The organism is Cyclobacterium xiamenense (assembly GCF_042140265.1).
Taxonomy (GTDB): domain Bacteria; phylum Bacteroidota; class Bacteroidia; order Cytophagales; family Cyclobacteriaceae; genus Cyclobacterium; species Cyclobacterium xiamenense_A.
Map to the genome: position 1 here is coordinate 1104921 of NZ_CP159481.1, position 26228 is coordinate 1131148.

Consider the following 26228-nt stretch of genomic DNA (forward strand, 5'->3'; position numbering starts at 1 on the left):
CTTCCCGCAATGCGATCTCCCCACAAACCAAAAACCCACTTATGCATACCGCCATACTCATTATCCAATGCAAAGATGATAAAGGCATCGTCGCCGCCGTTTCCCGGTTCTTATTCGAAAATAATGGAAATATTTTGGCCATCGATCAATACATAGACGAAGAGATCGGTGATTTTTTTATGCGAGCGGAATGGGAACTCGACACCTTTGGCATCGCTAAAGACCAGATTTACGAACAGTTTGGAAATCAGGTAGCGGCTGTTTTTGACATGAATTACACGCTTTCATTTAATTTTCCGAAACCCAAAATGGCCTTGTTCGTCTCCAAATTGTCTCATTGCCTGTTTGACATACTCAGCAGGTATTACTCCGGACAATTTGAGGTCGACATTCCCCTGGTGATTTCGAATCATCCCGATCTTGAGCCGATCGTAAACGCTTTTGGGATTCCTTTTTACCACCTGCCTGTGACCAAGGAGACCAAAGCCAGTCAGGAAGCAGAACAAATTCGCTTACTGCAAACGCACGGTATCGATTTTGTGGTACTGGCGCGGTACATGCAGATATTGTCGCGCGATTTTATCTCCCATTTCCCGAACCGAATCATCAATATCCACCATTCCTTCTTGCCTGCTTTTGTGGGAGCAAAACCCTATCACGCGGCCTACAAACGTGGGGTGAAAATCATTGGTGCGACCGCCCACTACGTCACGGAAGAACTGGACGCAGGGCCCATCATCGAGCAGGATGTGGCACGCGTACGCCACCACAACACGGTCGATGAATTGGTACAAATCGGGCAGGACGTTGAGAAAGTGGTGCTTTCAAAGGCCATCAAATACCACTTGGCGCAAAAAATAAAGGTAGTAGGCAACCGCACCATTATTTTCAGCTGATTCGTAGCGTTCATTGGGAAAGGTGCAACTCGTTTGCACCCGTTAGATTTTTTCCATTTCTACCAGGATGTTTCCTCCTTCGTCGTAGAGGACCAGTGTTCCGGCGCTGTAGGTGTAGCGGGTGCTGGCTTCCAAGTTGGAAAGAAACCGCTTCTCCAGGTTGATATCGTCGCAGGAATCGGTGTCTGCGTACAGGGTAGAAAATTTAATCTGCTCTTGGTTATAGGTAGCGGCGCCGCGGTAATCATTGCATCCGGCAAATCCTCCGATCGCTTGTTCTTCTTTGAATTCGAGTGTAAGGTCGGTCAGTTTTTCTTTAGGGGCAGCGCTTCCTGCCAGATCGGTTACGATCCAGTCGTGATCTGCCAGTTCGACGGGCTCGGATTTGCAGGAAAACATACCTAAGACGGTCGTGCTTACAAGAAATAGGGTGAATAGGAATTTCATCGAATTGCTTTTTAAGGTGAAACATAGGATACAAGGGATCCACTTTGCACCATAATCAAGCAAATACCATTCTAAAAACCCTCAGGAAATAATTTTTCTGGGAATATCATGGGGTAAGCGGGTCAGTAGTTCGTAATTTACCTGCTGGGTGGATTCCCCGAAGGAGGCGACCGTGATCTCGTTTCTCTTCTGGCGGCCAATGATGACTACTTCGTCCCCTTTGCGGGCCTGTTGGAGGTCGGTGATATCCACGGAAATGGCATTCATGGTGACCGTACCCACGACAGAAAGTATTTTTCCATGAATCAACACCTTTCCCAAATTGCTTAAGTTTCGGCTGAATCCATGGCAATACCCAATGGGTACCAACGCAATGGTCATGTTACGGGAAGCCATGTAGCTGTTGCCATAGCCCACAAAATCCCCGATTCGTACCTTTTTGATGCTCATCACCTGACTTTTCCAGCTGATCAATCGCTTCAGTGGATTCTTCATGTTGGGAGCCAGCTGCTTAAATTTGAACATATAGGTTTCCTGGCTGGGCCAGAAACCGTACTGAGCGATTCCAATGCGAACCATGTCCATGATGGTTTCGGGATAGCTCAATGAAGCGGCCGAGCAAGCAGTATGGTATTTATCGAAATACAGGCCTTTTTCCTGAAACCAGTGTTTGAATTCCAGGTAGGCTTTAATCTGATTTTGAATCCGCACGTAATTACCAATACTTTCGGCCCCGGCATAATGGGTGCACAGTCCGCACAGTTGCAAGTTTTCCCGGTTCGAAAGCAGAACCTCTGCCAGCGCCATTCGTTCCTCCCATTCAAACCCGGTGCGGTGGAAGCCAGTTTCTACTTCCACATGAATTTTTGCCTTTTTCCCTAGTGCTTTACTGGATTCTATGGCGCAGCGCAGTCGGTCCAATTCGAAAACATAAAAACTGATTGCGTGCTCGATCAGGTAGGGGATGCTTTCGTTGTCCACCATGCCCATGACCATGATTTCGCTGTTTTTGGTGGACGCAGCTTCTACCCGAAGGGCTTCATCGGTACTGAAGGTGCTGAAATGCCTTATTCCGGCGCCCTCGGCTATCTTTACGGTGTTTTCTATTCCGTGGCCATATGCGTTTCCCTTGACAACCGAGGAAATGGTGACGTGTGAACCTACCTGACTGCGTAGAAATTTGAGGTTGTTTCTATAGGCACTCTTGCTCAGTTCAATATAGGAGGTATGGACCATAAAATCAGTGATTTAATTTCTTGACAATGGCGGTAAAGAGCGCAACTCCTGTCTGGAGAATCTCATCCGGGAAATCGTAATGCCCTTCGTGAAGTTGGGGCTGCTGCTTGCCGGCACCCAGGCCGAACAGGAAGCTGTTGGTAAGGGTGGAAAATTTCCCGAAATCCTCCGACCATCGAAATGGGGTTCGGATGTGTTTTCTTTTTAATCCCAGTTCTTTGGCGGCGTCATTTACCAGCTCCCACGGCACGCGGTCATTGACAACGGCCTCAAACTCTTCGCAGTAGCTGATGCTGAACTCCAGCCCCTGTTCGCTGGCAATCAATGCAGCCAGCTTCTCTGCTCGGGCGGTGAGTGTCTGCATGGTCTCGTTGTCGAACGTGCGGAGCGTCGCCATTACCTGTGCAGTACCAGGAGTCGTCCCGAAGGCAATCTCACCCAGTTGGGCATGGATGACGGTCACCAGAGAAAAGTACGGTATACCCTCCGGTAATTTTTCCAGAGCAATAATCAATTTGCACATGGCTTCGGCTGGGCTTCGCCCGTCTTCCGGGTGAGCCGCATGGCTTGTTTTTCCATCCAGGGTAATGGTCATGCCTTTGGAGGCGGCAGTAAAAGCACCTTTTTTTAGAACAATTTCATTTTTGGGATACCCTGGAAGGTTGTGCAGGGCAAAAGCGAAATCAGGCTGAATTTGCTTGAAATTTTTTGATTCGATCACCTGCGCGGCTCCCAGACCCGTTTCTTCCGAGGGCTGGAAAATCAGCACTACCTTGCCTTTCTCCGGGCCTTGTGCGGCCAGCTCCATACCTACTCCACAGAGGATGGCCATGTGACCGTCGTGCCCACAGGTGTGGGACACCCCTTCATTTTTGCTTTTGTGCCGGTGGTTTCCTATTTCCGGGATCGGTAGCGCATCCAGCTCTGCCCGAATCAGGGTAGTAGGCCCTTTTTCTTTTCCCTTGTATACCACGCCCAGCCCATGGGGTCCCAGGTCTTCGATGATTTCGTCCGGATTCAGCGCTTCGAAAAAAGCTTTTATTTTCAGTGACGTTTGCTGTTCCCTCCCGGAGACTTCCGGTTCCTGATGCAACTCCTTTCTGAAAGCACGTATCTTTTTAAGTGTTTGGGAATTCATTCTAATGCAATTCTAATGTTGTGTTTACAATCGTAATGCCCGGAGCCCCAACCAGTCGCTCGGATCCGGGCAATTGGATAAATATTGTCCCGTTTCCATTTCTGCACAAACCCCCGGGTAATCTCCCACCCAATTACCCAAATCACGTATGATCTGAAAATGCACGTGCGGAGGCCAGTTCCCATTCTCTCCGGCATGACCCAAATGTCCGATTTTTTCTCCGCTAAGAAAAGTTTGCCCGGGTTTTAACCGATTCAGGTCTTTTATACTGAGATGCCCATAGAGACTGAACACTCTTTTTTCCTGCCAGCGATGCTCCAGGATGATCGTGGGGCCGTAATTCCCAAAACCACTGTTGTCGCGAAAGCTGTGTACTTTTCCCTGAAGCGGGCAATAGACGGCTGTCCCGGGAGCCGCCCAAATATCAATGCCCAGGTGGATGTTTCGGAAATTGGAAAGCTGGTGTGCAAACACTTCGCTTCGTTGATAAATGATTCGATTTTCGGCGTATCCACCCACCCCGTATTTCTTACGTCCTTGGGCGAGTAGGTCGGAAATAAAGTACGAAAATGCCTGTGTATCCCGCAAGTCAAGCCGATGCAAGGCCTTGTTTCCTACACTCATGTCCAGCACCAGGCTATTCTCGCTGTTGAATGTTTCCCCCATGAGAGGGAAGAAATCCCTTGTATGTGTGGCCATAAGCAATATGCAAAAACAGTCTCTAAAAACTCGCTCAATATAGGAATTTTGTACGCGGGAAAACGAAAAATCCGCGCCTTTCTGGGCGCAAAGATTCTACCAAAGTCTTTGTCGCTTATGGAATAATTGTGCATTTTTAGTCGATGAAACAGGAAGGAGAAATTGATTCACACAGCATTGCTGAGGCGCGGGAAAGAATCGATGCCTTTGTGCATTGGACACCGTTGATGCGCTCATCGGCGATCAACAAAATCGCGGGATGTGAGTTGATTTTTAAGTGCGAGAATTTCCAGAAGGTAGGCGCTTTCAAGGCGAGGGGGGCTGCAAATGCGGTGGTGAAATTACCCGCTTCCCAACGGAAAAACGGAGTAGCTACCCATTCCTCCGGCAACCACGCCGCCGCACTGGCGAGGGCCGCCTCAGAGATAGGAATCCCGGCTTATATCGTCATGCCCTCCTCCGCTCCCGAAACCAAAAAACGGGCGGTTAAGGAATACGGAGGGCAGATTTTTGAATGTGCGCCTACCCTCCAGGCCCGTGAGGAAGGACTACGGTCGGTTGTCGCAACCTACGGTGCTGTTTTTATCCCGCCCTATGACCACTGGGACGTGATCGAAGGACAGGCCACCTGCGCGTTTGAGATTTTCGAATCGTCTATTTCCCTGGACGTACTACTAGCACCGGTCGGAGGCGGAGGACTCCTTGCCGGCACCGCACTTGCCGCCCATTTTTTTTCGCCCGAAACCAAGGTCATTGGAGCAGAACCCGAAGGTGCAGACGATGCCCGAAGGTCGTTCCTGGCTGGTAAGCGGATTCCTCTGCAACAGGCAAATTCCATAGCGGACGGACTGCTGACTTCTTTGGGAGAGATAAATTTTGAGATCATTTCCAAGCACGTCGGGGATATCCTGACGGTCAGTGATAAAGAAATCATTGCTGCCATGCGATTGATTTACGAACGCATGAAGTTGGTGGTAGAACCCAGCTGTGCGGTACCACTTGCCGTGGTCCTGCGAAACAAAGCTCAATTTCAAGGGCAGCAAGTAGGCATTATTCTATCGGGAGGGAATGTGGACCTGGCCCGCCTTCCTTTTTAGCGATGCCCGCGCATTTTTGTCGTGCGTCGTCCTTCCCCTGGCGAAATCAGGCCGGGTAAAGTGCTTTTAGCTGATCAATGGTATAATCCACCTCCTCAATGGTCGTAAAACGACTAAACGAAAACCGCACGTTTTCTCTTTCCGGGTCCGTACCAATCGCTTGCAGGACGTGGGAACCCAATCGGGCACCGCTGCTGCAGGCAGACCCTCCGGATGCCGAAATACCCGCGAGGTCCAGGTGAAACAAAAGCATGCCCCGAGTGGCTTCGTTTGGGGGAAAACCAACGTTCAGGACGGTATACAGACTCTGAGATGGCTCTCCAGATAACCCGTTAAAACTTACTCCCGGAAGCGCCTCCCGAAGTTGTTGGATAAAATATCCTTTCAGCTCGGAGACCTGCTGCCGGTGTTGGGCCTGGTCCTCTACTGCGATTTCCAGGGCTTTTGCCATGCCCACGATTGCGGCGATGTTTTCGGTTCCACCTCTGCGGTTCCGTTCCTGGGATCCCCCTTCGATTAAGGCAGGAATTTTTTTATTTTTATTGACATAGAGAAAGCCCACTCCCTTTGGTCCGTGAAATTTGTGTGCGGATCCGACGATGGCATCTATGGATAGGTTTTCTAGGTTCAGGGGATAGTGGCCCACCGTTTGTACGGTGTCCGAGTGAAAATAGGCGTCGTGTTCCCGGCAGAGTTGCGACAGGCGGTGTAGATCGGTTAGATTGCCGATTTCATTGTTTCCGTGCATGAGGGATACGAGGCATCGGGGACTGCTTTGGAGAAGTTCTTCCAGATGCGCCAGGTTTAGGGATCCTTTTTCGTCAACATCAACCAGGGAAAAGCGGATGCCCTGCCTTTTGGCAGCATGTTCGGCTACGTGCAAAACTGCGTGGTGTTCCAGCGGCGAACTGATGATATGTTCGATGCCGTAGGCTGAAATGGCTCCCTGCAAAGCCGTATTGTCCGCCTCTGTGCCACCGGAGGTGAAAACGATCTCCCCGGGACTGGTACCTAGCAGGGAAGCAATCTTTTTTCGTGCTTTTTCGAGTTCTACCCGCGCCTGCCTGCCGTGGGCATGTACCGAGGAGGGATTTCCATAATTTCCGGAAAAAAAAGGGATCATGACCTCCAGAACCCGTTGGTCCATGGCTGTGGTGGCGGCATTGTCCAGGTAAATCGAAGGCGTATTGGCCATGAGTAAGGGGTCCCGGGATTAGTTCTTTTCGGCAATGATTTCTTTGATATCCGACATGATTTTTTTGGCCAGATGGTCCGCGGTTGCGGAGGTTTCTGATTCGGAATAGATGCGGATGATGGGTTCGGTGTTCGATTTTCTGAGATGTACCCATTCCTTATCAAAATCGATCTTTACCCCGTCGATGGTGTTGACCGGATAGTTTCGGTATTTCCATTTAATTCGATCGAGGATACCGTCCACATCGATGGAAGGGGTCAGCTCGATTTTGTTTTTTGAGATAAAATAATTGGGATAGCTGGCCCTGAGTCGGCTGGCTGTCTTTCCAAATTTAGCGAGGTGGGTGAGGAACAGCCCGATTCCCACCAGGGCATCTCTGCCGTAGTGCGATTCCGGATAGATGATTCCTCCGTTTCCTTCACCGCCAATGATGGCAGCCGATGCTTTCATTTGTTTGACGACGTTCACCTCGCCCACGGCAGCTGCCTGGTACTGTGCACCTCTTTTTTCGGTGACGTCGCGAAGTGCCCGGGTGGAACTCAGGTTGGACACGGTATTTCCCAATTTTTGTGAGAGCACGTAATCCGCCACGGCTACCAGGGTATATTCCTCGCCGAAAAAGCTACCGTCTTCGTTCAGGAAGGCAAGCCGATCCACATCCGGGTCCACCACGATCCCCAGGTCAAAATCTCCGTTTTCGAGCTTCAGCGCGATATCCCGCAAATGCTCTGGAAGGGGTTCTGGATTGTGGGGAAACTCGCCGTTAGGCTCACAATACAACTCTACCACCTGGGCTACGCCCAAGGCTTTGAGCAGCCTGGGCACGGCCAGGCCTCCGGTGGAATTCACACCGTCGACAACAATTTTAAATTTCCTTTCTGCAATTGCCTCCCGGTCTACCAGTTCGAGGTCCAGTACATGTTGGATGTGTAGGTCGAGGTAATCCTCCTTTCTCGTGTAGCTCCCTAACTTTCGAACTACAGCGAATTTAAAATCATCTGTAGCCGCTTTTTGCAGGACTTCCTGACCTTCGCTGTCGGAAATGAATTCGCCGCGATGGTTCAAGAGTTTTAATGCGTTCCATTGGATGGGGTTATGGCTGGCGGTTACGATGATTCCCCCTCCGGCCTTTTCCCTGGGAACGGCCAATTCTACCGTAGGGGTCGTACTCAGTCCCAGATCTATCACGTCCAACCCCATCCCCAACAGGGTTTGGCTTACCAGTTGCGTGACCATTCCACCCGACAATCGTGCGTCCCTGCCGATCACAATTTTCTTTTGATCGGAATTTTCAAGGACCCAGGCACCGTAAGCCGCGGAAAATTTAACAATATCCAAGGGGGTCAGGCCTTCACCGGGTTTTCCACCGATGGTGCCCCGGATACCCGAAATTGATTTGATTAAAGCCACGTAAAAGGAATTTAGAAAAGCATGTATAAAAATCGGTTCATTGGTACCTGACTAGGCAGCGATTTACTTAAACCGAGCCATTACCTTGTCTACCTCGTTGTCGGGGTTACCACAGGAAGCGTCGGAATCCACCTTTTTTCCGCAATAGCCGCAAGTTCCTCCTTCTTTATTGAGGTAGGGGTTTTGGGAGGCGCAGGTCCCCTTGAACTGTCCGTTTTTCAGGAATATCAGCCTCACGGACATTAAAATGAAAAAAATCGCCAGGAATGCCAATGTTAAATATACAGTTGTCATATCAAATTTATTTCTGCAAATTTACGTATTACTTTCAAAACGTTCATACCGAAGCATAAGTTTCCTACCCATTTAATGCCTATGTCCGACAATAGGAAATCCCAACTCACCGCTTTTGACCAATTGTTGACCATAATGAATGAACTCCGTGAGCAATGCCCCTGGGATAAAAAGCAAACCATGGAGACGCTGCGACATCTTACAATCGAAGAGACCTTCGAGCTATCGGATGCCATCCTGAACAGCGATATGGAAGAGATCAAAAAGGAGTTGGGAGACTTGTTGCTGCACATCGTTTTCTACGCCAGACTGGGAGATGAGCAGCAAGCCTTCGATATTGGAGCGGTGATTCGGCAGCTAAACGAGAAGTTGATCCGAAGGCATCCACACATCTATGCGGATACAGAAGCCCGGGACGAAGAAGCGGTCAAACAGAACTGGGAAAAAATCAAGCTCAAGGAAAAGGGAAATCAAAGTGTGCTGGGAGGTGTGCCCAGGTCGCTTCCGGCCTTGATCAAAGCCATGCGAATTCAGGAGAAAGCGCGCGGGGTAGGGTTTGATTGGGAAGCGGATGAACAGGTATGGGAAAAAGTGCAGGAAGAACTGGAGGAATTCAAGGAGGCAGTGGATTACCGGGAAAAAGACAAAGAAGCGGTAGCTGCCGAATTTGGCGATCTACTCTTTTCGTTAATCAATTATGCCCGCTTTCTGGAGATCAACCCCGAGGAGGCACTGGAGCGTACCAATCGGAAGTTTATCCACCGGTTTCAGTTTTTGGAAACGGCGGCCAGAAATTCCGGTAAATCCTTGGCAGACATGAGTCTGGCAGAGATGGATGTGTTTTGGGAAGCGGCGAAAAAGCAGGAGTGAAAACAAGCCTAAGAAAATAAAATTCCGGAGCCCGAATTATCCACCTTTTTATTCGAACAAAAGTAAAAAAAAATTGAAATTTTTCAAGTTTATCCACAAAAGAACAATTTTTATAAAAATATAATTAATTGAAAATCAAACGTATACACGTGTATTTTTAGGTGGTGTGCATAACTGGGCAAGAATGTGGATAAAAAAAGCTTGCTTTTTTCAAAGTTCAAATGGCGTGAAATAGGCTGGTTTTTGTCCTCGATTTCTCCCTCGATTTTTCGGATAGCTTGCTTGCCAAATCCGGTTTTCCTCGCGGGGAAAAGAATTTAATTTTGTTCGGGGTCGGGGCGACGGTTTTACAACAGGCGGACAATTTCGTCCAGGTAATCCCGGTTGTTTGACAGGCGCGGTACTTTGTTTTGCCCGCCCAGTTTTCCTTTGGATTTAAGCCATTTTTCAAACAAGCCTTCTTCGACCAGGTGGACGATTGGCAGCTTAAGTACCATGTCGCGGTAGCGTTTGGCATCGTAGTCGGAATTGGCGGCCCGTAACTCTTCGTCCAGGATTCGGACAAAGGCCTCGCGGTCCTTCGGGAAATGAACAAATTCGATGATCCACTCGTGGGTTCCCTGCTGCTGATTATCTCCGACGTAAACGGGTGCAGCAGTAAAGTTGCTGATGCTGGCTCCGGTGATTTTACAGGTGTTCTCAATGGCCTTTTCTGCATTTTCAACAATCAGTTCTTCGCCGAATGCATTGATAAAATGCTTGGTACGCCCGGAGATTTTGAATCGATACGGCCGGGTGGACGTAAACTTTACCGTATCGCCAATTTTGTAGCGCCAGAGGCCCGCATTGGTCGTAATCAGCATGGCGTAGTTTTTTCCGGTCTTTACTGCATCCAGAGGAATGACCGTTGGGTGTTCAGCCTCCAGGTCCTCCATGGGGATGAATTCGTAAAATACGCCATAATCGAGCATCAATAGTAGTTCGTCGCTATCGGTTTGGTCCTGAATACCAAAAAAACCTTCCGAGGCATTGTAGGTTTCCATGTAGTGCATGTCATCGGAGGGAACCAGTTGTTGAAAAAGGTTTCGGTAGGGACCAAAAGCCACCGCTCCATGAAAAAACACCTCCAGGTTGGGCCAGATCTCGATAATGTTTGTTCGGCCGGTTTTTTCCAACACTTTTTTTATCAAGACGAGTGTCCAGGTGGGCACGCCGGTTAGGCTGGTCACATTCTCGTCAATCGTTTGTTCGGCCATTTTCTCAATTTTTTCTTCCCATTCGCTCATCAGGGCGACCTCCAGGCTGGGGGTTCGGGCCAATTGCGCCCATTTGGGCAGGTTACGCATGATCACGGCCGATATATCCCCGTAGGAACTGCTTTTGTTGTAATCCAGGGGGTTGGTTTGCAAACTGCCGCCAATGGTAAGGCTCTTTCCGGTAAAAAGCTTGGTGTTCGGGTAATTGGTTACGTACAGGGAAAGCATGTCTTTTCCTCCCTTAAAGTGGCATTCCTCCAGACTTTCTGGCGATACGGGGATAAACTTGCTGCGGGAGGAGGTAGTGCCAGACGACTTGGAAAACCAATGGATGGGAGTAGGCCAGATCACGTTTTGCTCACCTTTCATCGTTTGTTCGATGTAGGGCATCATGGCTTCGTAATCGTGAATGGGCACCCATCGATTGAAATCGTTGTAGGAAGAAATTTGTCTGAAATGATGTTTTTTTCCAAACCCGGTATCTCTGGCGGTATAAATCAATTTAAACAAAATCTCGTGTTGGATTTCCAGAGGGTTGTTTTTGAATTTTTCAATTTGACCAATGCGGTTCTTGAAGATCCAGGTCATAAAGGTATTGATGACTTCCATGTGAACGATTTCCGTTTAAATTTTTCGTTTAAGTTCAAAGTTTTTGCCCAGGTATACCCTTCTGACCTGCTCGTCTGCAGCAAGTTCTTCGGCAGTACCGGCTTTGAGCAGTCTTCCTTCGAACATCAAATAGGCCCGGTCGGTGATGGAAAGTGTTTCGTTTACATTGTGGTCCGTGATCAGGATCCCGATATTCTTGTCTTTTAGTTTGGCGACGATGTATTGGATTTCTTCTACTGCGATGGGATCTACGCCGGCAAAGGGCTCATCCAGGAGTACAAATTTTGGGTCTACCGAGAGCGCCCGGGCGATCTCCGTTCTGCGTCTTTCTCCTCCGGAAAGCACCATGCCCAGATTTTTCCTGACGTGTGTGAGGCTGAATTCCTCCAACAGTTGATCTACTTTTTCCTTTTGTTCTTTTTTGGGCAGGCTGGTCATTTCCAGCACCGCCAGGATATTCTCTTCCACGGTCAGCTTGCGAAAGACAGACGCTTCCTGCGCAAGATAGCCAATGCCTAGTTTTGCCCGCCGGTACATGGGAAGCGAGGTGATGTTTTCTCCATCCAGAAAGACCCTTCCGCCATTCGGTTTGATCAAACCTACAATCATGTAGAAGGAAGTAGTCTTCCCGGCTCCGTTGGGTCCCAACAGCCCGACAATCTCTCCCTGCTCCACGGAGACCGAGATGTCATTCACTACCTTTTTTTTCTTGTATATTTTAACCAGGTTTTCTGCCCTTAAAATCATCGTTAGTCAAATTTGATGTCCTTTACGTACAATTGCAGGCTGCTTGTGTTGCGAAAGGTGTTCTCCCGTATTTCGAATGCGATATTAAAACGCATTTTGCTGTTTAGCAACTCGTAGTACTTAGCAAATCCGAAGCCAATGCATACCGGGCGGGTATTTTGCCCGTCCTGAATGATTTCGAACCGCAGGTGCTTGTCTTTTAAAATCCGTACGTTTTCGGCGTGTACCTGGTTTGCACAAAAAACAGGCTCCGGATTGCCCGGACCAAAGGGAGCCATTTGCTTCAGAATGTTGTAAAACCGGTAGTTGATTTGATCCAACATCAGCTCATCGTCGATTTCCAGAACGGGTTTCAGGTGAATGTCACTGACCCGTTGGCTGACGATTGTTTCAAACTTTTCCTGGAAGGCAGGGACGTTTTCGACGGACAACGTAAGCCCGGCAGCGTATTTGTGTCCACCAAATTGCTCCAGTAAATCACTGCAAGCCGAAATTGCTTCGTAAATATCAAAGTCAAAAACGGAACGGGCACTGCCAGTGGCTTTATTGTTGGATTCGGTCAGGATGATGGTCGGCCGGTAGTATTTTTCAATGCATCTGGAGGCAACAATCCCGATAACGCCTTTGTGCCAATCCTCTTTGAAAAGCACGGTACTTTTGAAATTGCCGTTTTGTTCCCGGGCCTCTATCATTTCCAATGCTTCCCGAGTGATGTTTTCGTCGAAATTTTTTCGGGCACTGTTAACATCTTCTACCAACTCGGCCCTTCGTACGCCTTCGTCCAGGCTATTGGCAATCAGTAGTTCCACGGATGCTTTGGCATGTTCCAGTCGACCGGAAGCGTTGATCCTAGGACCGATCTTAAACACAATGTCGGTGATGTCGATTTCCTTTTCTACTTTGCCTTTACGTATTAGCGCTTTGATTCCGGGCCTTGGGTTGTTGTTGAGGCGGTCCAGGCCATAGTACGCGAGAATGCGGTTTTCTCCGGTAATGGGCACGATATCCGAAGCGATGCTGATGGCCAGCAGGTCCAGGTAGGAATAGAGTTCGGCCTGATTCCTACCGGTGAATTCCGAGAAAGCCTGAACAAGTTTAAAACCTACCCCGCAGCCACTCAATTCTTTGTAGGGATAGGAACAATCCTTGCGCTTGGGGTCCAATACAGCGATGGCATTGGGAAGTTGTTCTCCCGGTGTGTGGTGATCGCAGACGATGCAGTCTACCCCCAGGTTGTTGGCCAGATCGATTTTATCCAGGGCTTTGATACCACAGTCCAGTGAAACCAGGAGCTTGAAATTGTTTTCTGCCGCAAATCGCACGCCTTTTTCTGAAATTCCGTACCCTTCCTTGTACCGATCCGGGATGTAAAAGGCCACATGGGGGTAGAAAGCGGTGAGAAAACTGTAAAACATGGCGACTGAAGTGGTCCCATCTACATCGTAATCACCGTAAACCAAAATCTGTTCGTTCTTAGTGATGGCGTTGACGAGTCGGTTTACCGCCCGATCCATATCCTTCATGCGCATGGGATCGTGGAGTTTGTCCAGATCCGGTCGAAAAAAGTCCTTGGCTTGCTGAAAATCCGCGATGCCCCGGTTGACCAGCATGTTTGCAAGGGTTGGGTTTACGTTGATATCGGTACTCAGGCGTTCGACGGTCTCTTCCCTCGCCTTTTGTTTAAGTTTCCATCTAAAATCCATACTGGGGTAAATTACAAAACGAACAGGCGTAACCAGCCAAAAAAATCCATCGTCCTCGCCTAAAGAGGAAAGCAATGCCCAGACAACGGGCCACTATCCTGCCGCAATTAGTCGATGGCCTCGGTAAGTACCTCCTTTAAAGGAACCCTTTCTCCGTCTTTATAAGGAACGATCCAAGCTTCCTTTACCCCAATTTTCCGCAGTTTTTTCTTGAAAGTATCGGCCATTTCGTAGTCCCGAAATTGTCCCAGCACGTATTTGATGTAACCGTCTTCATCCACAATTTTAAGGTCGCTCCCATTTTCGGTGAGGTCGCGCAGGTCATAATCGTCAAGGGCGGCCAATTGAACCCGAAATACCACCCCATGATCCCAGGGGTTGGTTTCTGCGTTGGCTTCGACAGGTGCTGCTGCTTGTGCTGACCGCAATCGTAACACTTGTTCGCTCATTCGGCTGATTTCATCGTTCTTTTCCGCAACGAGCTGATTCAGGTAGGCTTCTTTTTCCGCGAGACTTCGGTTGTCTTCCTCAAGTTGCTCCTTTTCCTCGACCAGATTTTTGTAATCTGCAGGGCTGAGTTCTTTTTTCTTCTGTTTCCAGGACGCATACTCCTCTTTACTCAAACCTCCCAGGGTCTTTGGTGAACAGGAGACCAACACGAGACCCAGAAATAGCAGCACGTATAGTTTTTCAAAATTCATCTTGATGCCTAATTAAAACCCATTTTGTCTTTAAAGACATCCTTAAATTACAAAAAATAAACCAGTATCTGTTTTTTCCCAGATAAAATCCCGTAAAAAAGCGGTCCCTTGCCATCGAAACCACTTTTTTCAGACATTGACGTGTCTCTCTGCGTGATAGGACGATCGGACCAGCGGTCCGGATTCTACGTATTTGAGTCCTCGTTGCAGGCCTGCTTCCCGATACGCTTCGAATTGCTCCGGATGGATGAATTCCGCCACTTCTATGTGTCTGCTGGTAGGTTGCAGGTACTGTCCGAGAGTCAGGATATCGCAGCCATGTGCAACCAAATGATCCATGGCCTCGTGGACCTCCTCCTTGGTTTCACCCAAGCCAAGCATGATGCCCGTCTTGGTTCGTTTGCCGTATTCTTTGGTCCGCTTTATTTGCTCCAGAGAGCGGTTGTATTTGGCTTGGGGACGTACCCTACGGTACAGACGTTCGACAGTTTCCATGTTGTGTGAGACCACTTCCTGGCCGGCGCTGATCATGCGATATAAGGCATCCCAATTGCTTTTTACATCCGGTATCAGCGTCTCTATGGTCGTTTGCGGGGAAAGTTTTTTGGTTTCTGTGACGGTCTGGTACCAGATTTCCGCCCCCCGATCTTTTAGCTCATCCCGGTTTACCGAGGTAATCACGGCATGTTTTACCTGCATGAGCTTGATCGCCTCGGCGACTCTTCTGGGTTCGTCTTCATCGTATTCCGGAGGCCTTCCGGTGGCCACGGCACAGAAGGAGCAAGAACGGGTACAGACGTTTCCAAGTATCATAAAGGTGGCCGTCCCTGCACCCCAACACTCTCCCATATTGGGACAATTGCCGCTTTCGCATATGGTGTGCAGCTGGTGTTCGTCCACCAGTTTGCGGACCCTTGCGTATTCTTTGCCAATGGGTAGTTTTACCCGGAGCCAATCCGGTTTTTTCTTCTTTGTCTGTGCTTCTGCGATTACCGGCAATTCTATCATATCGAATATTTTATTCGGTTCAAAATTAATGAAATAGAAGGGATTCCCAAAAGGTCCCGGTTTGTTACCGCCGAAACCCGTAAAACAGGGTAAAATAGACGGATTGGAAGACCTGTCGATTTTCCGTGGTGGGCATCAGAGGAATCTCTTTGGTAAAACCCTCTAAAAGGTAACCCAGTTCCACTCCGGTTACGTTCGATTTAAAAAATCCGAATTCAAAGGTCATGGCGGCTTTGGCATTTCCCCCAAAGGCAATTTCAGAATCTCCGATTCCTTCAAAAAGCCTACCCGGGCCCAGGACGTTGAATCGGCTTTGGTGCACGGCCGGATCGTACTGTTCCCGCACTGTTTCGGTGCGATTCAGCGAATATTCTATAAAGTAAGGCGCAATCAATCCAATGGAAGGGCCGATGGCACCCAACAGGGAAATCTGTACCCCTTGATGGGGTGCTTTTTTAAAAACCAGTACCTCTCTTCCATATTGTGGACGAATCGCATACAGGTAATTCGATTTGCCAAAAATGTAGCTATTACCCAGCACGGTATTGTACCGGACCTCTTTCGGGTTCTTCACGTTTGCCAATTCCAAATTGAAAAACTGAAAAAGGTTATCGTTGATGCGGGACCCCAATTTGAAGCTAACCCCGCCGATCAATCCTCCATTGGTGTTTTTATTGATCCCAAACAGTACTTCCTGATCGTAGTCATAGTCACCTGCCTCCCCGCGTTGGGCGTGCAATGGTAGCGTCGCCACGAGCGCCAGCGCCAGAATAAGTAAGTATTTCATTTTATCCATCATAGATGATCAGGAAAATAAACGCTAAATTTGCCGGCATTGTTACCATTGCAGGTCTAAAAATAATCAGATTATGCCAACAAACAAAGGCCTGCAGGAAGGGAAACGCCCCATTCGCTTTTTTAAACCGGTTTGGTCGGCGAAATTGTGACGGGGGCAATCTGTTAAAAAAAAACAATACCCCGATTCCTTCAAGGGGCCCTGGAGAAAAATTTTCGACTGTCTGTAGCGTTTTTCACAGGGATTGCGTCCAGACATTGAACCTACGTAGTATTAACAAAAGGCTTTTGGAGAAAGACCTCATACAAAAAGCGCAGAAACGGGACCGGAGTTCGTTGGAAAGGCTTTACCGGCACTTTTATGGCTATGCCATGAGTATTGCGCTTCGGTACTCCGGAAGTAGGGAAGAGGCTTGTGAGATCGTCAACGACAGTTTTATGAAAGCGTTTGATAATTTGGATCAGTTTTCTCTGGAAAACTCGTTTAAAGCCTGGTTTCGAAGGATCATTATCAATACTTCGGTGGATTATTACCGGAAAAATTTCAAGCATTACGCGGCGATGGACATCGATAAGGCGAGTGCCGAGTCCTACGATCCGGACATCATTGATACCCTCTCCCGGGAAGATATCCTCCGGTCACTCGGAGAACTTCCGGAAACACTGCGGTTGGTTTTTAACCTGTATGAAATTGAAGGGTACAAGCATAACGAAATTGGTGAAAAACTGGGCATCCCTGCGAGTACCTGCCGAACGTACCTGGCCCGGGCCAAAGAGAAGTTACGAGAAAAAATCATTGCAATAAATCAGATAAAAAATGAAGGAGCAGTTCGATAAGAAACTTGTGGAGAAGATCAAAGCCTCCTTCAGTACGTACGAGGAGCCCTTCGATCCCCAGGCCTGGGAAAGGTTTTCAAAGGCCTATTTCAAACCCAGGAAAAATGGACGTTGGCTGGTTTTCTGGCCCTTTCTGGGTGCGGGAATTGCCGCCAGTCTGCTTTTTTTCTTCCTGTATTTTCCCGAACAAGAGGCCATAGAGGAAAAATTCCGCGCGTTGACGGACTCCATCTCGATGGAAAGTCCGCTTTTTGCGGAGGAATCTACCACGATGGGAGTTGATTCAGACGGGCCGATTGCTGCCGACGCATCTTCCCGGGAAAACCCGACAGGTAGCCGCGGGCGCACTTCGGAGCCGCGTTCTGCGGCAGAGGTTTCAGATAGCCCGGAATTGCTTGACAGGAGAAGGGTAGCGGCTGTCCCCGAAGCAGCCACCGGAGAGCCCGGGTTTTGGTCCATGGCCTTTGCGGAAGCATGGGCCGATTTTCAGGAGGTAGTGACGGAAAAAGTGGCTGCCGATTTTATCGTTGAATCCAAACCGCTATCCGCAGACAAGGAACCGCTTTCCGAGTCCGAGGCACAACAAGTAGTGGACCGGTGGAAAGCCGGGGATGAAACGATTGCGCCGAAGGAGCTAGCTACCGAATCCCGCCCATTCAAATTGGGCCTGATGGTTAGCCCGCAGTCCAATTCCAGCCCGGTAGCCGGCATGAATCTGGGTGCGGGGTTGATATCGGAAATATCGCTGTCCAGGAAACTAAAACTGGATGTGGGCCTCGCTTATGCCAGCCAAAGTGTTTCCCCTCAAAATTTTCAGCCACTTCGGCAGCAAGCATCTCCGAGTTTTGATGCCCGCACAAATAGTAACATCATTGATACCGACTATCAACTGAACTTTGCTTCACTGGACATTCCCGTTAACCTAAAATACAAGGTTTTTGATAAAAACCAGTCGGGAATTTACCTCATTACCGGGCTTTCCAGCATGGTCTATTTGGAGCAAAATACCGTGGAAACCGTAGAAACCCAATCCCTCTTTCTGGCCAATAGCCTGAGCGGTACCCTGGAATATGCACCGAACGTACAGCAATTCAGCACCGTGCATACTCCTGCTGCCAATCAGCGAAACGCCGATCTTGCGGGATTGCTGAACCTCTCCTTTGGGTACGAATACAAACTGAATAATGAATTTTACTTTTCTCTGGAGCCCTTTTACAAACTACCGCTGAGTAATCTTACCTTTGCCAACCAGCAGTTTTCCATCGGAGGGGTAAACCTACGCATGAATTTCAATTTGAAGAATAAATAAACCATATCCATTAAATTAGTTAATTTACCATGATTTTATCCAACAGATTTGGCTGGCTTTTGGCGCTTTCCCCCCTATTGTTTACCTCTTGCATTCAGGAGACCGAAACCGACCTGGATCGGTCCATCACCCGGGACAATTTGATAATGGAACAGTATATTTCTTCCAACAACATCAATGCGACCAAGGCACAGCTGGGTTTTTATTACGAAAAAACGGAGGAAAAGCCGGATGCCGCGCAGTTTACCAATGCAGACTATATTGGCATCTACTATGAAATCAAGACCATAGATGGTCAATTGATCGATTCCTACCTGGATGAGTCCCAGGAACCGAAATATTTCAAGTACAGTCAGGACGGGTTGTGGCCCATCGCCATCACCTATGCGGCAGGTCTGGCCAGGGAAGGAGAGGAAATGATGGTATATACTCCCTCGTACCTGGCCTTTGGGAACTACGGGTTCGAGCAGTTGATCCTACCGGCGTCCAATTTGGTTATCCAGCTGAAGTTTGTAAAAAAATATTCAGAAGAGGAACTCAAGCAACGGGAGGAGAACATGATTCAGGAATTCATTGCGGACAACGGGCTGCAAGGATTTCAGGAAATCGCAGATGGGGTCTTTTTCCGGACCTTGGAAGCGGGAGACGAAACCAAGACTGAATCCACGTTGGGAAGCAATGTATCCGTTGATTTTGAGCTTTTCGAGTTGGGAGAGACAGAGCCTGTTTTAGAGTCCTATACTTCCAACCAGCCGACGACGGTTTCCATCGGTAATTCCGGATTGACCTTTCTAAACGAAGGATTAAAGGGAGTCGTGCTGGATGAAAAGGTCGAAGTATTGGCCACTTCTTTTGCCTCCTACGTAGATGCCATCCAGATTTTACCGGAAGCTATCCGGGAGGACCTGGTAGAAAGGGGAGAGCAAATCGACCTGGTGAAGCCCTTTACTCCCATTTGGTTTAAAGCGGAGGTACTTGCCGTGCAATAAGTACGCAACGTCGTTTGCGTAAAAAAATGGGCGGTCTCAGCGTAAGAGATGGCCCTTTTTTTATGCGGATGGTGTAGAGACCCGCAGCGCTGACCCGGAATAGCTGCCAGGTGTAGTGTGCGCATCCTTACAGCCAGAGATTTTTAAAGAAGGGTATTTCCAAGAGTTGCTCTATGCTGAGGCCAAAAGCTGTGGCCCAGAAAAGCGCGCTGATCAGCATGCTAACCAGTATTTTTCGTTTGGGAATTCCAAAAGAGGTAAGAACCACGGTTCCACCAATAGGAGTCAATACCACCGGGGTTAAAAACGCGATGCCCCATACGCCAAACTTTTGCCATACACGAATGATGTTTCGGTTCTTCTTTGAAAAACGATTGGGCTTTTTTCTTCGGATGACCCCCCAATTTTTTCTAAACCACTCGCCCAAAAAGGAGAATAAGCCAACAGAGGTCATCATTCCAGAAACCGTAACGAAGACGATTTCCCATAGACTAAAACCGGCAGCGGAACCCAAGAGCGGCCCGGCAATGAATTTAAACAGGCAAAGAAAATAAATGCCCAAAAAAGTGATCAGGTACTCGCTCATGCGATCAGCAGGTATACATAGAGCCCATATCCTACCAACAGTACGGCACCATTGATCCGGGAGATCTGGTAATTGATACGCATGATGGGGAAAAGAAGTAGGGTAAATCCCAGCATCCAAATAAAATCCGAGTAAATAAAGTCTGGGGTAACGGGTATGGGTTTGATGACCGCGGTAAACCCGATGATGGAAAACACATTCATGATGTTACTCCCCAGGATGTTTCCAAGAGCGAGCGCTGTTTCTTTTTTTATGGCCGCCAGAACCGAGGTCACCAATTCGGGGAGACTGGTTCCGACGGCGATAATGGTCACGCCGATGACTCGCTCGCTGATGCCCAGGGTCTGCGCGATGAGGGTCCCGTTTTCCACCACCAGCTCCGATCCGAAATAAAGGCCGGCTGCACCGCCCGCCAGTTGTACCAACGCCAGCCAGACCGGTTGTTTTTTCATGACCGCTGCGTCCTCCTCCGAGAATTCGACCCGCTCAATCGTTTTGAAAAAGTACCAATTGAGTGCCACAAAGCAAATCAAAAAAAAGATACCTTCAGGCAGGGAAACGAGTCCATTAAAGGCGAAAACGAAAAAAAGCAGGGAACTGATGACCGTAAAGGGATAATCCAACCGAAGGGTAGATTTCTCTATATACATGGGAAAAATAAGCACACTGATGCCAAGTACCAGCGTAATGTTTGAAATGTTACTTCCTACAACGTTACCAATGGCAATATCGCTGGCTCCTTTCAGGGCAGCTGTCACGCTTACCAATAGCTCCGGAGCAGAGGTGCCAAAGGCCACGATGGTAAGGCCAATGAGACCCGGGCTCAGCCCAAGTCGGGAAGCGATGGAAGAGGCCCCATCCACCAGAAATTTTCCTCCAAACAGCAATACCAGCAGCCCTACTGCTAACAAAACGTAACTCATGCCGTACTATTCAATTAAATTTTAGGCCCAAAAGCGAGATCACCCGCATCGCCCAGCCCTGGAATAATGTAGGACTGTGCATTCAATTTCTCATCCAGTGCTACTGTCCAAAAGCGGTGAGGGACTTTCAGGTTTTTTTCTATGTATTCGATTCCTTCCGGTGCAGCGATCACGCTGGCTATTTCAATTTGTTTCGGTTTTCCGTGGTTCATCAGGTGCTGTACACTTTTGACAAAAGACTTGCCTGTGGCTAACATGGGATCGACCAGAAGTACGGTTTTATTTTCCAGCGATGGGGCTGCCATGTAATTCAGCTGGATCGCAATTTCTGTTTCGCCGGGCCGATTTTCAACCCGGTATGCACCAATAAATCCACTGTCAGCCCGATCAAAAAAATTGAGAACTCCCTGGTGAAACGGAACCGCCGCTCGCAGGACCGAGACGATTACCGGTTGCTCTACAAGGAGTTCGGATTGAAGGGTGCCGAAGGGTCCGGAAAGTACCTTGGGGGCATAGGGAAGCGATTTTGAAATCTCATAGGCCATGATTTCTCCCAGGCGCTCCAGGTTTTTCCGAAAACGCATGCGGTCTCCCTGCACCGAGAGGTCCCGGAGTTCGGCCAGAAACTGATTGGCGATGGAGTTATTACGAGTTAGGATGAACATGACAAAACAAAGTAAAACAAAAAAACCCGATCCATATAGATCGGGTTTTACTATTTCGATTTTTTCTTTCTTATTTGATCTCGAAGCTTACCCTTCTGGCCATCTGACGTGCGTCAGCAGAGGACTTGTCCACGCTGGTGTCTTCGCCGTAGCCTTTGTAAGAAAGCCTGGACTCGGAAACTCCGGAAGCAATTAACAGGTCGTACACGGATTTTGCGCGTCGCTCGGACAACTTGATGTTGTAGTCCTCAGGACCTAATTCATCCGCATATCCTTTGAGTTCAACCTGAACGCCGGGGTTACGCTTCATAAAGTTTGACACGTAATGAGCTGCAGAGGCAGAATAGCCAAGCGGCTTCGCGCTGTCAAATGCAAAATACACATTTACGTATCCGTCGTTGATGGCCTTGGCCAGGTAATCAATTTCTTCGGTGTCGTCCGGAGCACAACCATCCAAGGAAGCAGGACCTGGAACAAACGGACACTTATCTACGTGATCCGGAATACCGTCTCCATCAGAATCCATGGTTACTCCGTGGGAATCTACGCGTGCACCGGCGGGTGTGTTAGGCTCTTTGTCCAGGTAATCCGGAACACCGTCTCCATCGGAATCTTTAAGCATATCCTTGATTTCGCCGATTTGTGTGGCCAGTTCCTCTTTGGTCGCATACTTGCTTTCTCTCAGGTACCAGTCTGCATGCGTTGCATTGCTTCCAAGGTAGAAAGAAAGACCAACCGTTCCGGTCCACCATACCGCATTTGCCCCATAGTACCCATCCGTCCCAGGATTGATAGAAGAAGCCCCATCGAAGGCCACAGCCTGACGACCCGCTACAATATTGGTGATATCGCCGTTCAGAGCGATTCGGTCACTAAGTTTGACCTGTAGGGTCATCCCGGTGATAATATTGTACTGGTTGTCTTGGAAATCGGCCCACTGATTTTCTTGTGGTGTCAACCTCCCGATTCCACCACCGAAATGTCCCAAAAGATTGAACGTCTGAGAGAAGGTTTCCCAACTCATAATTCGTCCAAGATTGGCGACACCTTGAAGGTTTACCCGGTAGTAGTTTGAAGAGAAATCCGGTGTGTCGCTTGCATTACTGAAGCTACCAAAACCAAAATCGAGTTTGGTTCCGAATTTTTCGTTGAACATGTATCTGGCTCCCAGATCTACATGGCCCAAATTCAATGTCGGAGAAAAATATCCCGGCGTCATTGGCGCCATTGGTTTATTGAACCCTCCATTAACTTCTATGGACCATTTGTTGAAGTCGTCTTGAGCATTAGCGCCTATCGCTAAAGCACCAACCATTAGTGTTGATAGTATTATTTTTTTCATGATAAAAAATTTTTTACAACATTCAGTGTTTTAATTGATTTTGATTGCTACTAGTTATTACTCGGTTTGTATTACAAATGTATATTAATTTACGGGAACTTTAAACATCTATTCCAATTGTTTCCAGAAAAAGGTTTTTGAACCCGAAATTTATAAAATATTTTAACATAAACTATGCCAATGGATGATTTATTGAAAGAAATACTACTCATAAATAGCGTTTCGGGCGACGAATCCAGAATATCTGCTTGTTTGCGGAACCATATTCTAAAACGAAGAAGTTCATGGAATGTTTCGCCTGAAATATTTTTTGGCGAGGAATTTCAGGAAAACATTTTATTGGTATTCGGGGAACCCAAAACGGCGGCATTTGCTCATATGGACACGGTGGGATTCACCAGCAGGTATGAAAACCAATTGGTGCCCATCGGTGGTCCGGAAGTGATTTCCGGTACCTGGGTTCAGGGACAAGATGCCGTGGGCGGCATTCGTTGCCGCATTGAGGAGAAAGAGGGCAACCTGTACCACGATTTTCCCAGGGCGATACAGCGGGGAACGGTTTTGTCCTACGAGCAAAACATACGGACGGATCCTGGCACCATCCAAGCAGCGTACCTGGACAACCGTTTGGGGCTATATGCGCTGCTCAAACTTTGCGAAACCCTGGAGCATGGTGTCGTTGTCTTCACCACCTACGAAGAACACGGGGGCGGTTCCATGCCCTTTCTCCTTCGGTTTTTGTATGAAAAATGGGCAATCAAACAGGCGCTGATAGCGGACGTGACCTGGATTACCGATGGCGTGCATCTGCACCAGGGAGCGGTCGTATCCCTGCGGGATAGTTTTATTCCCCGGAAAACCTTTTTGGACAAGATCGTTCGCCTGGCAGAGGAAAGCGGCGTTCCTTACCAGTTGGAGGTGGAGGCAGCCGGAGGGAGCGATGGGCGGGAAATCCAAATGAGCCCCTACCCGATCGATTGGTGTTTCGTGGGAGTCGGTGCGGAGAATCCCCACACACCGGCGGAAAAGGCCTCTTTTTTTGATTTGGATTGCATGATTAAATTGTATCAATATTTGATGCAAAATTTGTAATGGATTCGAAAAAGTCTTTTATTCGATGATACATTTTGGTAGAAGGGCTGCCCAACCCAGGAACTGGAAAGAAAATGATCAAGATCAACGACCTTTTTTTTGCGCCATTGATACCGGAAGCGCAACTTTTAAGCCGGGTAAACGAACTAGCAGCGGAAATAACTACGGACTACAGGGGGAAATCTCCGGTATTAGTTGCCGTTTTGAACGGTAGTTTCATGTTTATGTCGGATATTTGCAAAGCAATCGATCTACCAATCGGCATTACTTTTGTTAAAATCGCTTCTTACTCGGGTACGAAAAGTACCGGCGAGGTCCGGCAGCTGCTTGGATTGGAGTTCGACCTAAGCGGTAAAGACGTGATCATTGTCGAAGATATAGTAGATACGGGAAAAAGCATGGCCTACCTGTTGGATCTGCTGAACCGGGAAAATCCGCGCAGCCTGGAAATTGTCAGCTTGCTACTGAAGCCAGCTGCCTTGCAGGAAGACCTGCAGATCCGATACATTGGTTTTGAAATCCCGGACTTGTTTGTGGTTGGCTATGGACTGGACTATTCCGGGCAGGGTAGAAACCTGCGGTCGCTTTATCAGAAGACAGAAATCCAATAAATTAATCCATAAAAAAAATTAACCTATGTTGAATATTGTTTTGTTTGGCCCTCCCGGTGCAGGAAAGGGTACCCAAAGTGAAAAACTGATCGAAAGATATAAAATCGACCACATCTCTACCGGTGATCTTTTCCGAAAGCACCTCGGGGAAGGGACGGAACTGGGCAAGCTGGCTCAAAAATACATGGATGAGGGCAATCTGGTTCCAGACGAGGTAGTGATTGGTATGGTGGATGAGAAAATCAACGCCACCGCCGATCTGACCGGATTTATTTTCGACGGCTTTCCGCGGACCGTAGCGCAGGCGAAGGCGTTGGATGATTTGCTAACAAAAAAGGGAACGCGAATTTCGGGCATGATTTCCCTGGAAGTGCCGGAAGAAGAATTGAAAAAGCGCATCAAGGAACGAGGAAAAACCTCGGGAAGGGCGGACGATCAGGACGAGGAGAAAATCAATAACCGCATCAAGGTCTACAACGAAGAAACCCTTCCGGTGGCCAACTACTACGAACAACAAGGGAAACTGGCAAAAATTCATGGTGTAGGCGCCATTGACGAGATTTTCCGGAAGATATGCGCTGTGATAGATGCGTATTAATCCGTACCTTTGCGATTCAGTGATTGGCTAAGCATTGGGCTTGGCCATTTTCTTTTTCGGCATGCTGAAGTACAGCTTGTCCGAAAACTTTACGAGTAACCAATCAGGATTCCTACCACCGTGGCAAGTTCCAATTTTATCGATTACGTGAAATTCTGCTCCCGTTCGGGAGCGGGGGGCAACGGTTCCGTCCATTTTCGCAGAGAAAAACATGTACCAAAGGGCGGACCCGATGGGGGCGATGGTGGCCGGGGTGGCCACGTGATCCTGCGGGGCAATGCCCAACTTTGGACCTTGTTGCACCTCAAGTACAAAAAGCATGTGATCGCGGAACGGGGCAATAATGGCGAAGGAGGGCGGCGAAAAGGGGCCGATGGGCAAGACGTGGTCCTGGAAGTACCTATCGGCACCGTGGCAAAAGAAGCCGAAACCGGTGAGGTTCGTTGCGAAATCACCGAGGATGGACAGGAGGTCATCCTGACTCCGGGAGGCAGAGGCGGTTTGGGAAACGACCATTTTAAAACATCCACCAATCAGGCACCCCATTATGCCCAACCGGGCGGAGAGGGAGTGGAAGAATGGATGATTCTCGAATTGAAATTGTTGGCCGACGTGGGCCTGGTCGGTTTTCCCAATGCTGGAAAATCCACCCTGCTTTCCAGTCTTTCGGCTGCCAAACCCGAAATCGCTGACTATGCATTTACCACGCTGGTACCGAACCTTGGGGTGGTGGATTACCGGGGGGACCGGTCGTTTGTGATGGCAGACATTCCCGGAATCATTGAGGGTGCTGCCGAAGGAAAGGGGCTGGGCTTGCGTTTTCTGCGACACATTGAGCGGAACTCCATCCTGCTTTTTGTTATTCCGGCCGATGCGCCCCACCTGGGAAAGCAATACCGGATACTGGTATCGGAACTGAACCAATACAATCCGGAGCTACTGGACAAGAAGCGGATCCTGGCGATTTCCAAGGCGGATTTATTGGATGCCGAACTCACGACCGCCCTGGAAGCAGAACTCCCTCCGGAGGTACCGCACCTATTTATTTCTGCGGTGACTGGATACCACCTCCCCGAACTCAAGGACCTGATATGGAAGTCCTTGCAATAGGGTGTCAGAATGGCATACCGGGGAAAGATGGCAAGTTAATTGTTTCTTGCTTATGGATTTTTGAA

Annotated in this window: 27 protein-coding genes; 10 read left to right on the forward strand and 17 right to left on the reverse strand. The window is 48.6% G+C overall.

The genetic code is table 11. The annotated features are described in order from the left end of the window. Positions 1 to 41: 41 nt before the first annotated feature. Complete coding sequence (gene purU, locus ABWH99_RS04685; protein WP_375585142.1) at positions 42 to 896, forward strand: formyltetrahydrofolate deformylase; 855 nt, start codon at positions 42 to 44, stop codon at positions 894 to 896. 42 nt (positions 897 to 938) lie between these two features. On the opposite strand, the gene ABWH99_RS04690 is transcribed toward purU, so the two are convergent. From ABWH99_RS04690 to ABWH99_RS04705, 4 genes are all read right to left on the reverse strand, one after another. Continuing rightward, positions 939 to 1343, reverse strand: a complete 405-nt coding sequence (locus tag ABWH99_RS04690; protein WP_375585143.1) for an META domain-containing protein — start codon at positions 1341 to 1343, stop codon at positions 939 to 941. Between the two features lie 81 nt (positions 1344 to 1424). Then, on the reverse strand, positions 1425 to 2579 hold the full coding sequence (gene alr, locus ABWH99_RS04695; protein ID WP_375585144.1) for an alanine racemase: 1155 nt from the start codon (positions 2577 to 2579) through the stop codon (positions 1425 to 1427). Between the two features lie 4 nt (positions 2580 to 2583). Next, positions 2584 to 3717: an amidohydrolase gene (locus ABWH99_RS04700; protein ID WP_375585145.1), complete on the reverse strand. Its 1134-nt coding sequence runs from the start codon at positions 3715 to 3717 to the stop codon at positions 2584 to 2586. 24 nt (positions 3718 to 3741) lie between these two features. Beyond that, positions 3742 to 4416 (reverse strand): peptidoglycan DD-metalloendopeptidase family protein, encoded by a 675-nt coding sequence (locus ABWH99_RS04705; protein WP_375585146.1) that lies wholly within the window; start codon positions 4414 to 4416, stop codon positions 3742 to 3744. A gap of 143 nt (positions 4417 to 4559) precedes the next feature. Here ABWH99_RS04705 and ABWH99_RS04710 point away from each other — a divergent pair, with 143 nt between their 5' ends. After that, complete coding sequence (locus ABWH99_RS04710) at positions 4560 to 5513, forward strand: pyridoxal-phosphate dependent enzyme (protein WP_375585147.1); 954 nt, start codon at positions 4560 to 4562, stop codon at positions 5511 to 5513. Between the two features lie 46 nt (positions 5514 to 5559). Here ABWH99_RS04710 and ABWH99_RS04715 read toward each other — a convergent pair whose 3' ends face one another. The 3 genes from ABWH99_RS04715 to ABWH99_RS04725 form a co-directional block, all read right to left on the reverse strand. Further along, on the reverse strand, positions 5560 to 6708 hold the full coding sequence (locus tag ABWH99_RS04715; RefSeq protein WP_375585148.1) for a cysteine desulfurase family protein: 1149 nt from the start codon (positions 6706 to 6708) through the stop codon (positions 5560 to 5562). Between the two features lie 18 nt (positions 6709 to 6726). Then, positions 6727 to 8118 (reverse strand): phosphoglucosamine mutase, encoded by a 1392-nt coding sequence (gene glmM, locus ABWH99_RS04720; protein ID WP_375585149.1) that lies wholly within the window; start codon positions 8116 to 8118, stop codon positions 6727 to 6729. A gap of 63 nt (positions 8119 to 8181) precedes the next feature. Then, positions 8182 to 8412 (reverse strand): hypothetical protein, encoded by a 231-nt coding sequence (locus ABWH99_RS04725; RefSeq protein WP_375585150.1) that lies wholly within the window; start codon positions 8410 to 8412, stop codon positions 8182 to 8184. Between the two features lie 81 nt (positions 8413 to 8493). On the opposite strand from ABWH99_RS04725, the gene mazG reads away from it, so the two are divergent. After that, complete coding sequence (mazG, locus tag ABWH99_RS04730; protein ID WP_375585151.1) at positions 8494 to 9282, forward strand: nucleoside triphosphate pyrophosphohydrolase; 789 nt, start codon at positions 8494 to 8496, stop codon at positions 9280 to 9282. 347 nt (positions 9283 to 9629) lie between these two features. Here mazG and ABWH99_RS04735 read toward each other — a convergent pair whose 3' ends face one another. The 6 genes from ABWH99_RS04735 to ABWH99_RS04760 all read right to left on the reverse strand — a co-directional run bounded on the left by ABWH99_RS04735 (position 9630) and on the right by ABWH99_RS04760 (position 16093). Continuing rightward, positions 9630 to 11147, reverse strand: coding sequence for a GH3 auxin-responsive promoter family protein (locus ABWH99_RS04735; RefSeq protein ID WP_375585152.1), 1518 nt, complete (start codon positions 11145 to 11147; stop codon positions 9630 to 9632). Between the two features lie 15 nt (positions 11148 to 11162). Then, a complete protein-coding gene (gene lptB / locus ABWH99_RS04740; RefSeq protein WP_375585153.1) occupies positions 11163 to 11894 on the reverse strand; it encodes an LPS export ABC transporter ATP-binding protein in 732 nt (243 codons plus the stop codon). 2 nt (positions 11895 to 11896) lie between these two features. Beyond that, on the reverse strand, positions 11897 to 13597 hold the full coding sequence (gene recJ / locus ABWH99_RS04745; RefSeq protein ID WP_375585154.1) for a single-stranded-DNA-specific exonuclease RecJ: 1701 nt from the start codon (positions 13595 to 13597) through the stop codon (positions 11897 to 11899). A gap of 107 nt (positions 13598 to 13704) precedes the next feature. Continuing rightward, positions 13705 to 14298 carry an Ezrin/radixin/moesin family protein gene (locus ABWH99_RS04750; protein WP_375585155.1) on the reverse strand — a complete coding sequence of 198 codons (594 nt, stop codon included), beginning with the start codon at positions 14296 to 14298 and terminating at the stop codon, positions 13705 to 13707. A gap of 129 nt (positions 14299 to 14427) precedes the next feature. Then, positions 14428 to 15306: a lipoyl synthase gene (lipA, locus tag ABWH99_RS04755; protein ID WP_375585156.1), complete on the reverse strand. Its 879-nt coding sequence runs from the start codon at positions 15304 to 15306 to the stop codon at positions 14428 to 14430. Positions 15307 to 15370: 64 nt separating this feature from the next. Next, positions 15371 to 16093: a hypothetical protein gene (locus ABWH99_RS04760; protein WP_375585157.1), complete on the reverse strand. Its 723-nt coding sequence runs from the start codon at positions 16091 to 16093 to the stop codon at positions 15371 to 15373. Between the two features lie 296 nt (positions 16094 to 16389). On the opposite strand from ABWH99_RS04760, the gene ABWH99_RS04765 reads away from it, so the two are divergent. Genes ABWH99_RS04765 through ABWH99_RS04775 form a run of 3 tightly spaced genes read left to right on the forward strand, consistent with a single transcriptional unit; the run spans position 16390 to position 19236 of the window. After that, positions 16390 to 16938, forward strand: a complete 549-nt coding sequence (locus tag ABWH99_RS04765) for an RNA polymerase sigma factor (protein WP_375585158.1) — start codon at positions 16390 to 16392, stop codon at positions 16936 to 16938. After that, positions 16919 to 18247: an outer membrane beta-barrel protein gene (locus ABWH99_RS04770; protein WP_375585159.1), complete on the forward strand. Its 1329-nt coding sequence runs from the start codon at positions 16919 to 16921 to the stop codon at positions 18245 to 18247. The genes ABWH99_RS04765 and ABWH99_RS04770 overlap by 20 nt, the downstream gene beginning before the upstream one ends. Before the next feature lie 29 nt (positions 18248 to 18276). Continuing rightward, positions 18277 to 19236, forward strand: coding sequence for an FKBP-type peptidyl-prolyl cis-trans isomerase (locus tag ABWH99_RS04775; protein WP_375585160.1), 960 nt, complete (start codon positions 18277 to 18279; stop codon positions 19234 to 19236). A gap of 127 nt (positions 19237 to 19363) precedes the next feature. On the opposite strand, the gene ABWH99_RS04780 is transcribed toward ABWH99_RS04775, so the two are convergent. From ABWH99_RS04780 to ABWH99_RS04795, 4 genes are all read right to left on the reverse strand, one after another. Continuing rightward, on the reverse strand, positions 19364 to 19822 hold the full coding sequence (locus ABWH99_RS04780) for a hypothetical protein (RefSeq protein ID WP_375585161.1): 459 nt from the start codon (positions 19820 to 19822) through the stop codon (positions 19364 to 19366). Continuing rightward, positions 19819 to 20745, reverse strand: coding sequence for a calcium/sodium antiporter (locus ABWH99_RS04785; protein ID WP_375585162.1), 927 nt, complete (start codon positions 20743 to 20745; stop codon positions 19819 to 19821). Before ABWH99_RS04785 ends, ABWH99_RS04780 begins: the two co-directional genes overlap by 4 nt. 14 nt (positions 20746 to 20759) lie before the next feature. After that, positions 20760 to 21410, reverse strand: a complete 651-nt coding sequence (upp, locus tag ABWH99_RS04790; RefSeq protein ID WP_375585163.1) for a uracil phosphoribosyltransferase — start codon at positions 21408 to 21410, stop codon at positions 20760 to 20762. A 70-nt stretch (positions 21411 to 21480) separates the two neighbouring features. Next, the gene (locus ABWH99_RS04795) at positions 21481 to 22752 is read right to left on the reverse strand and encodes an OmpA family protein (RefSeq protein ID WP_375585164.1); all 1272 of its coding nucleotides are present in this window, start codon (positions 22750 to 22752) and stop codon (positions 21481 to 21483) included. A 180-nt stretch (positions 22753 to 22932) separates the two neighbouring features. Between ABWH99_RS04795 and ABWH99_RS04800 the strand changes: the two genes are divergently transcribed. The 4 genes from ABWH99_RS04800 (at position 22933) to obgE (ending at position 26163) form a co-directional block, all read left to right on the forward strand. Further along, positions 22933 to 23844: a M20/M25/M40 family metallo-hydrolase gene (locus ABWH99_RS04800; protein WP_375585165.1), complete on the forward strand. Its 912-nt coding sequence runs from the start codon at positions 22933 to 22935 to the stop codon at positions 23842 to 23844. Positions 23845 to 23918: 74 nt separating this feature from the next. Beyond that, positions 23919 to 24455: a hypoxanthine phosphoribosyltransferase gene (hpt, locus tag ABWH99_RS04805; protein WP_375585166.1), complete on the forward strand. Its 537-nt coding sequence runs from the start codon at positions 23919 to 23921 to the stop codon at positions 24453 to 24455. A gap of 25 nt (positions 24456 to 24480) precedes the next feature. Then, positions 24481 to 25053, forward strand: coding sequence for an adenylate kinase (locus ABWH99_RS04810; protein ID WP_375585167.1), 573 nt, complete (start codon positions 24481 to 24483; stop codon positions 25051 to 25053). A 120-nt stretch (positions 25054 to 25173) separates the two neighbouring features. Continuing rightward, positions 25174 to 26163, forward strand: coding sequence for a GTPase ObgE (gene obgE, locus ABWH99_RS04815; protein WP_375585168.1), 990 nt, complete (start codon positions 25174 to 25176; stop codon positions 26161 to 26163). Positions 26164 to 26228 lie beyond the last annotated feature (65 nt).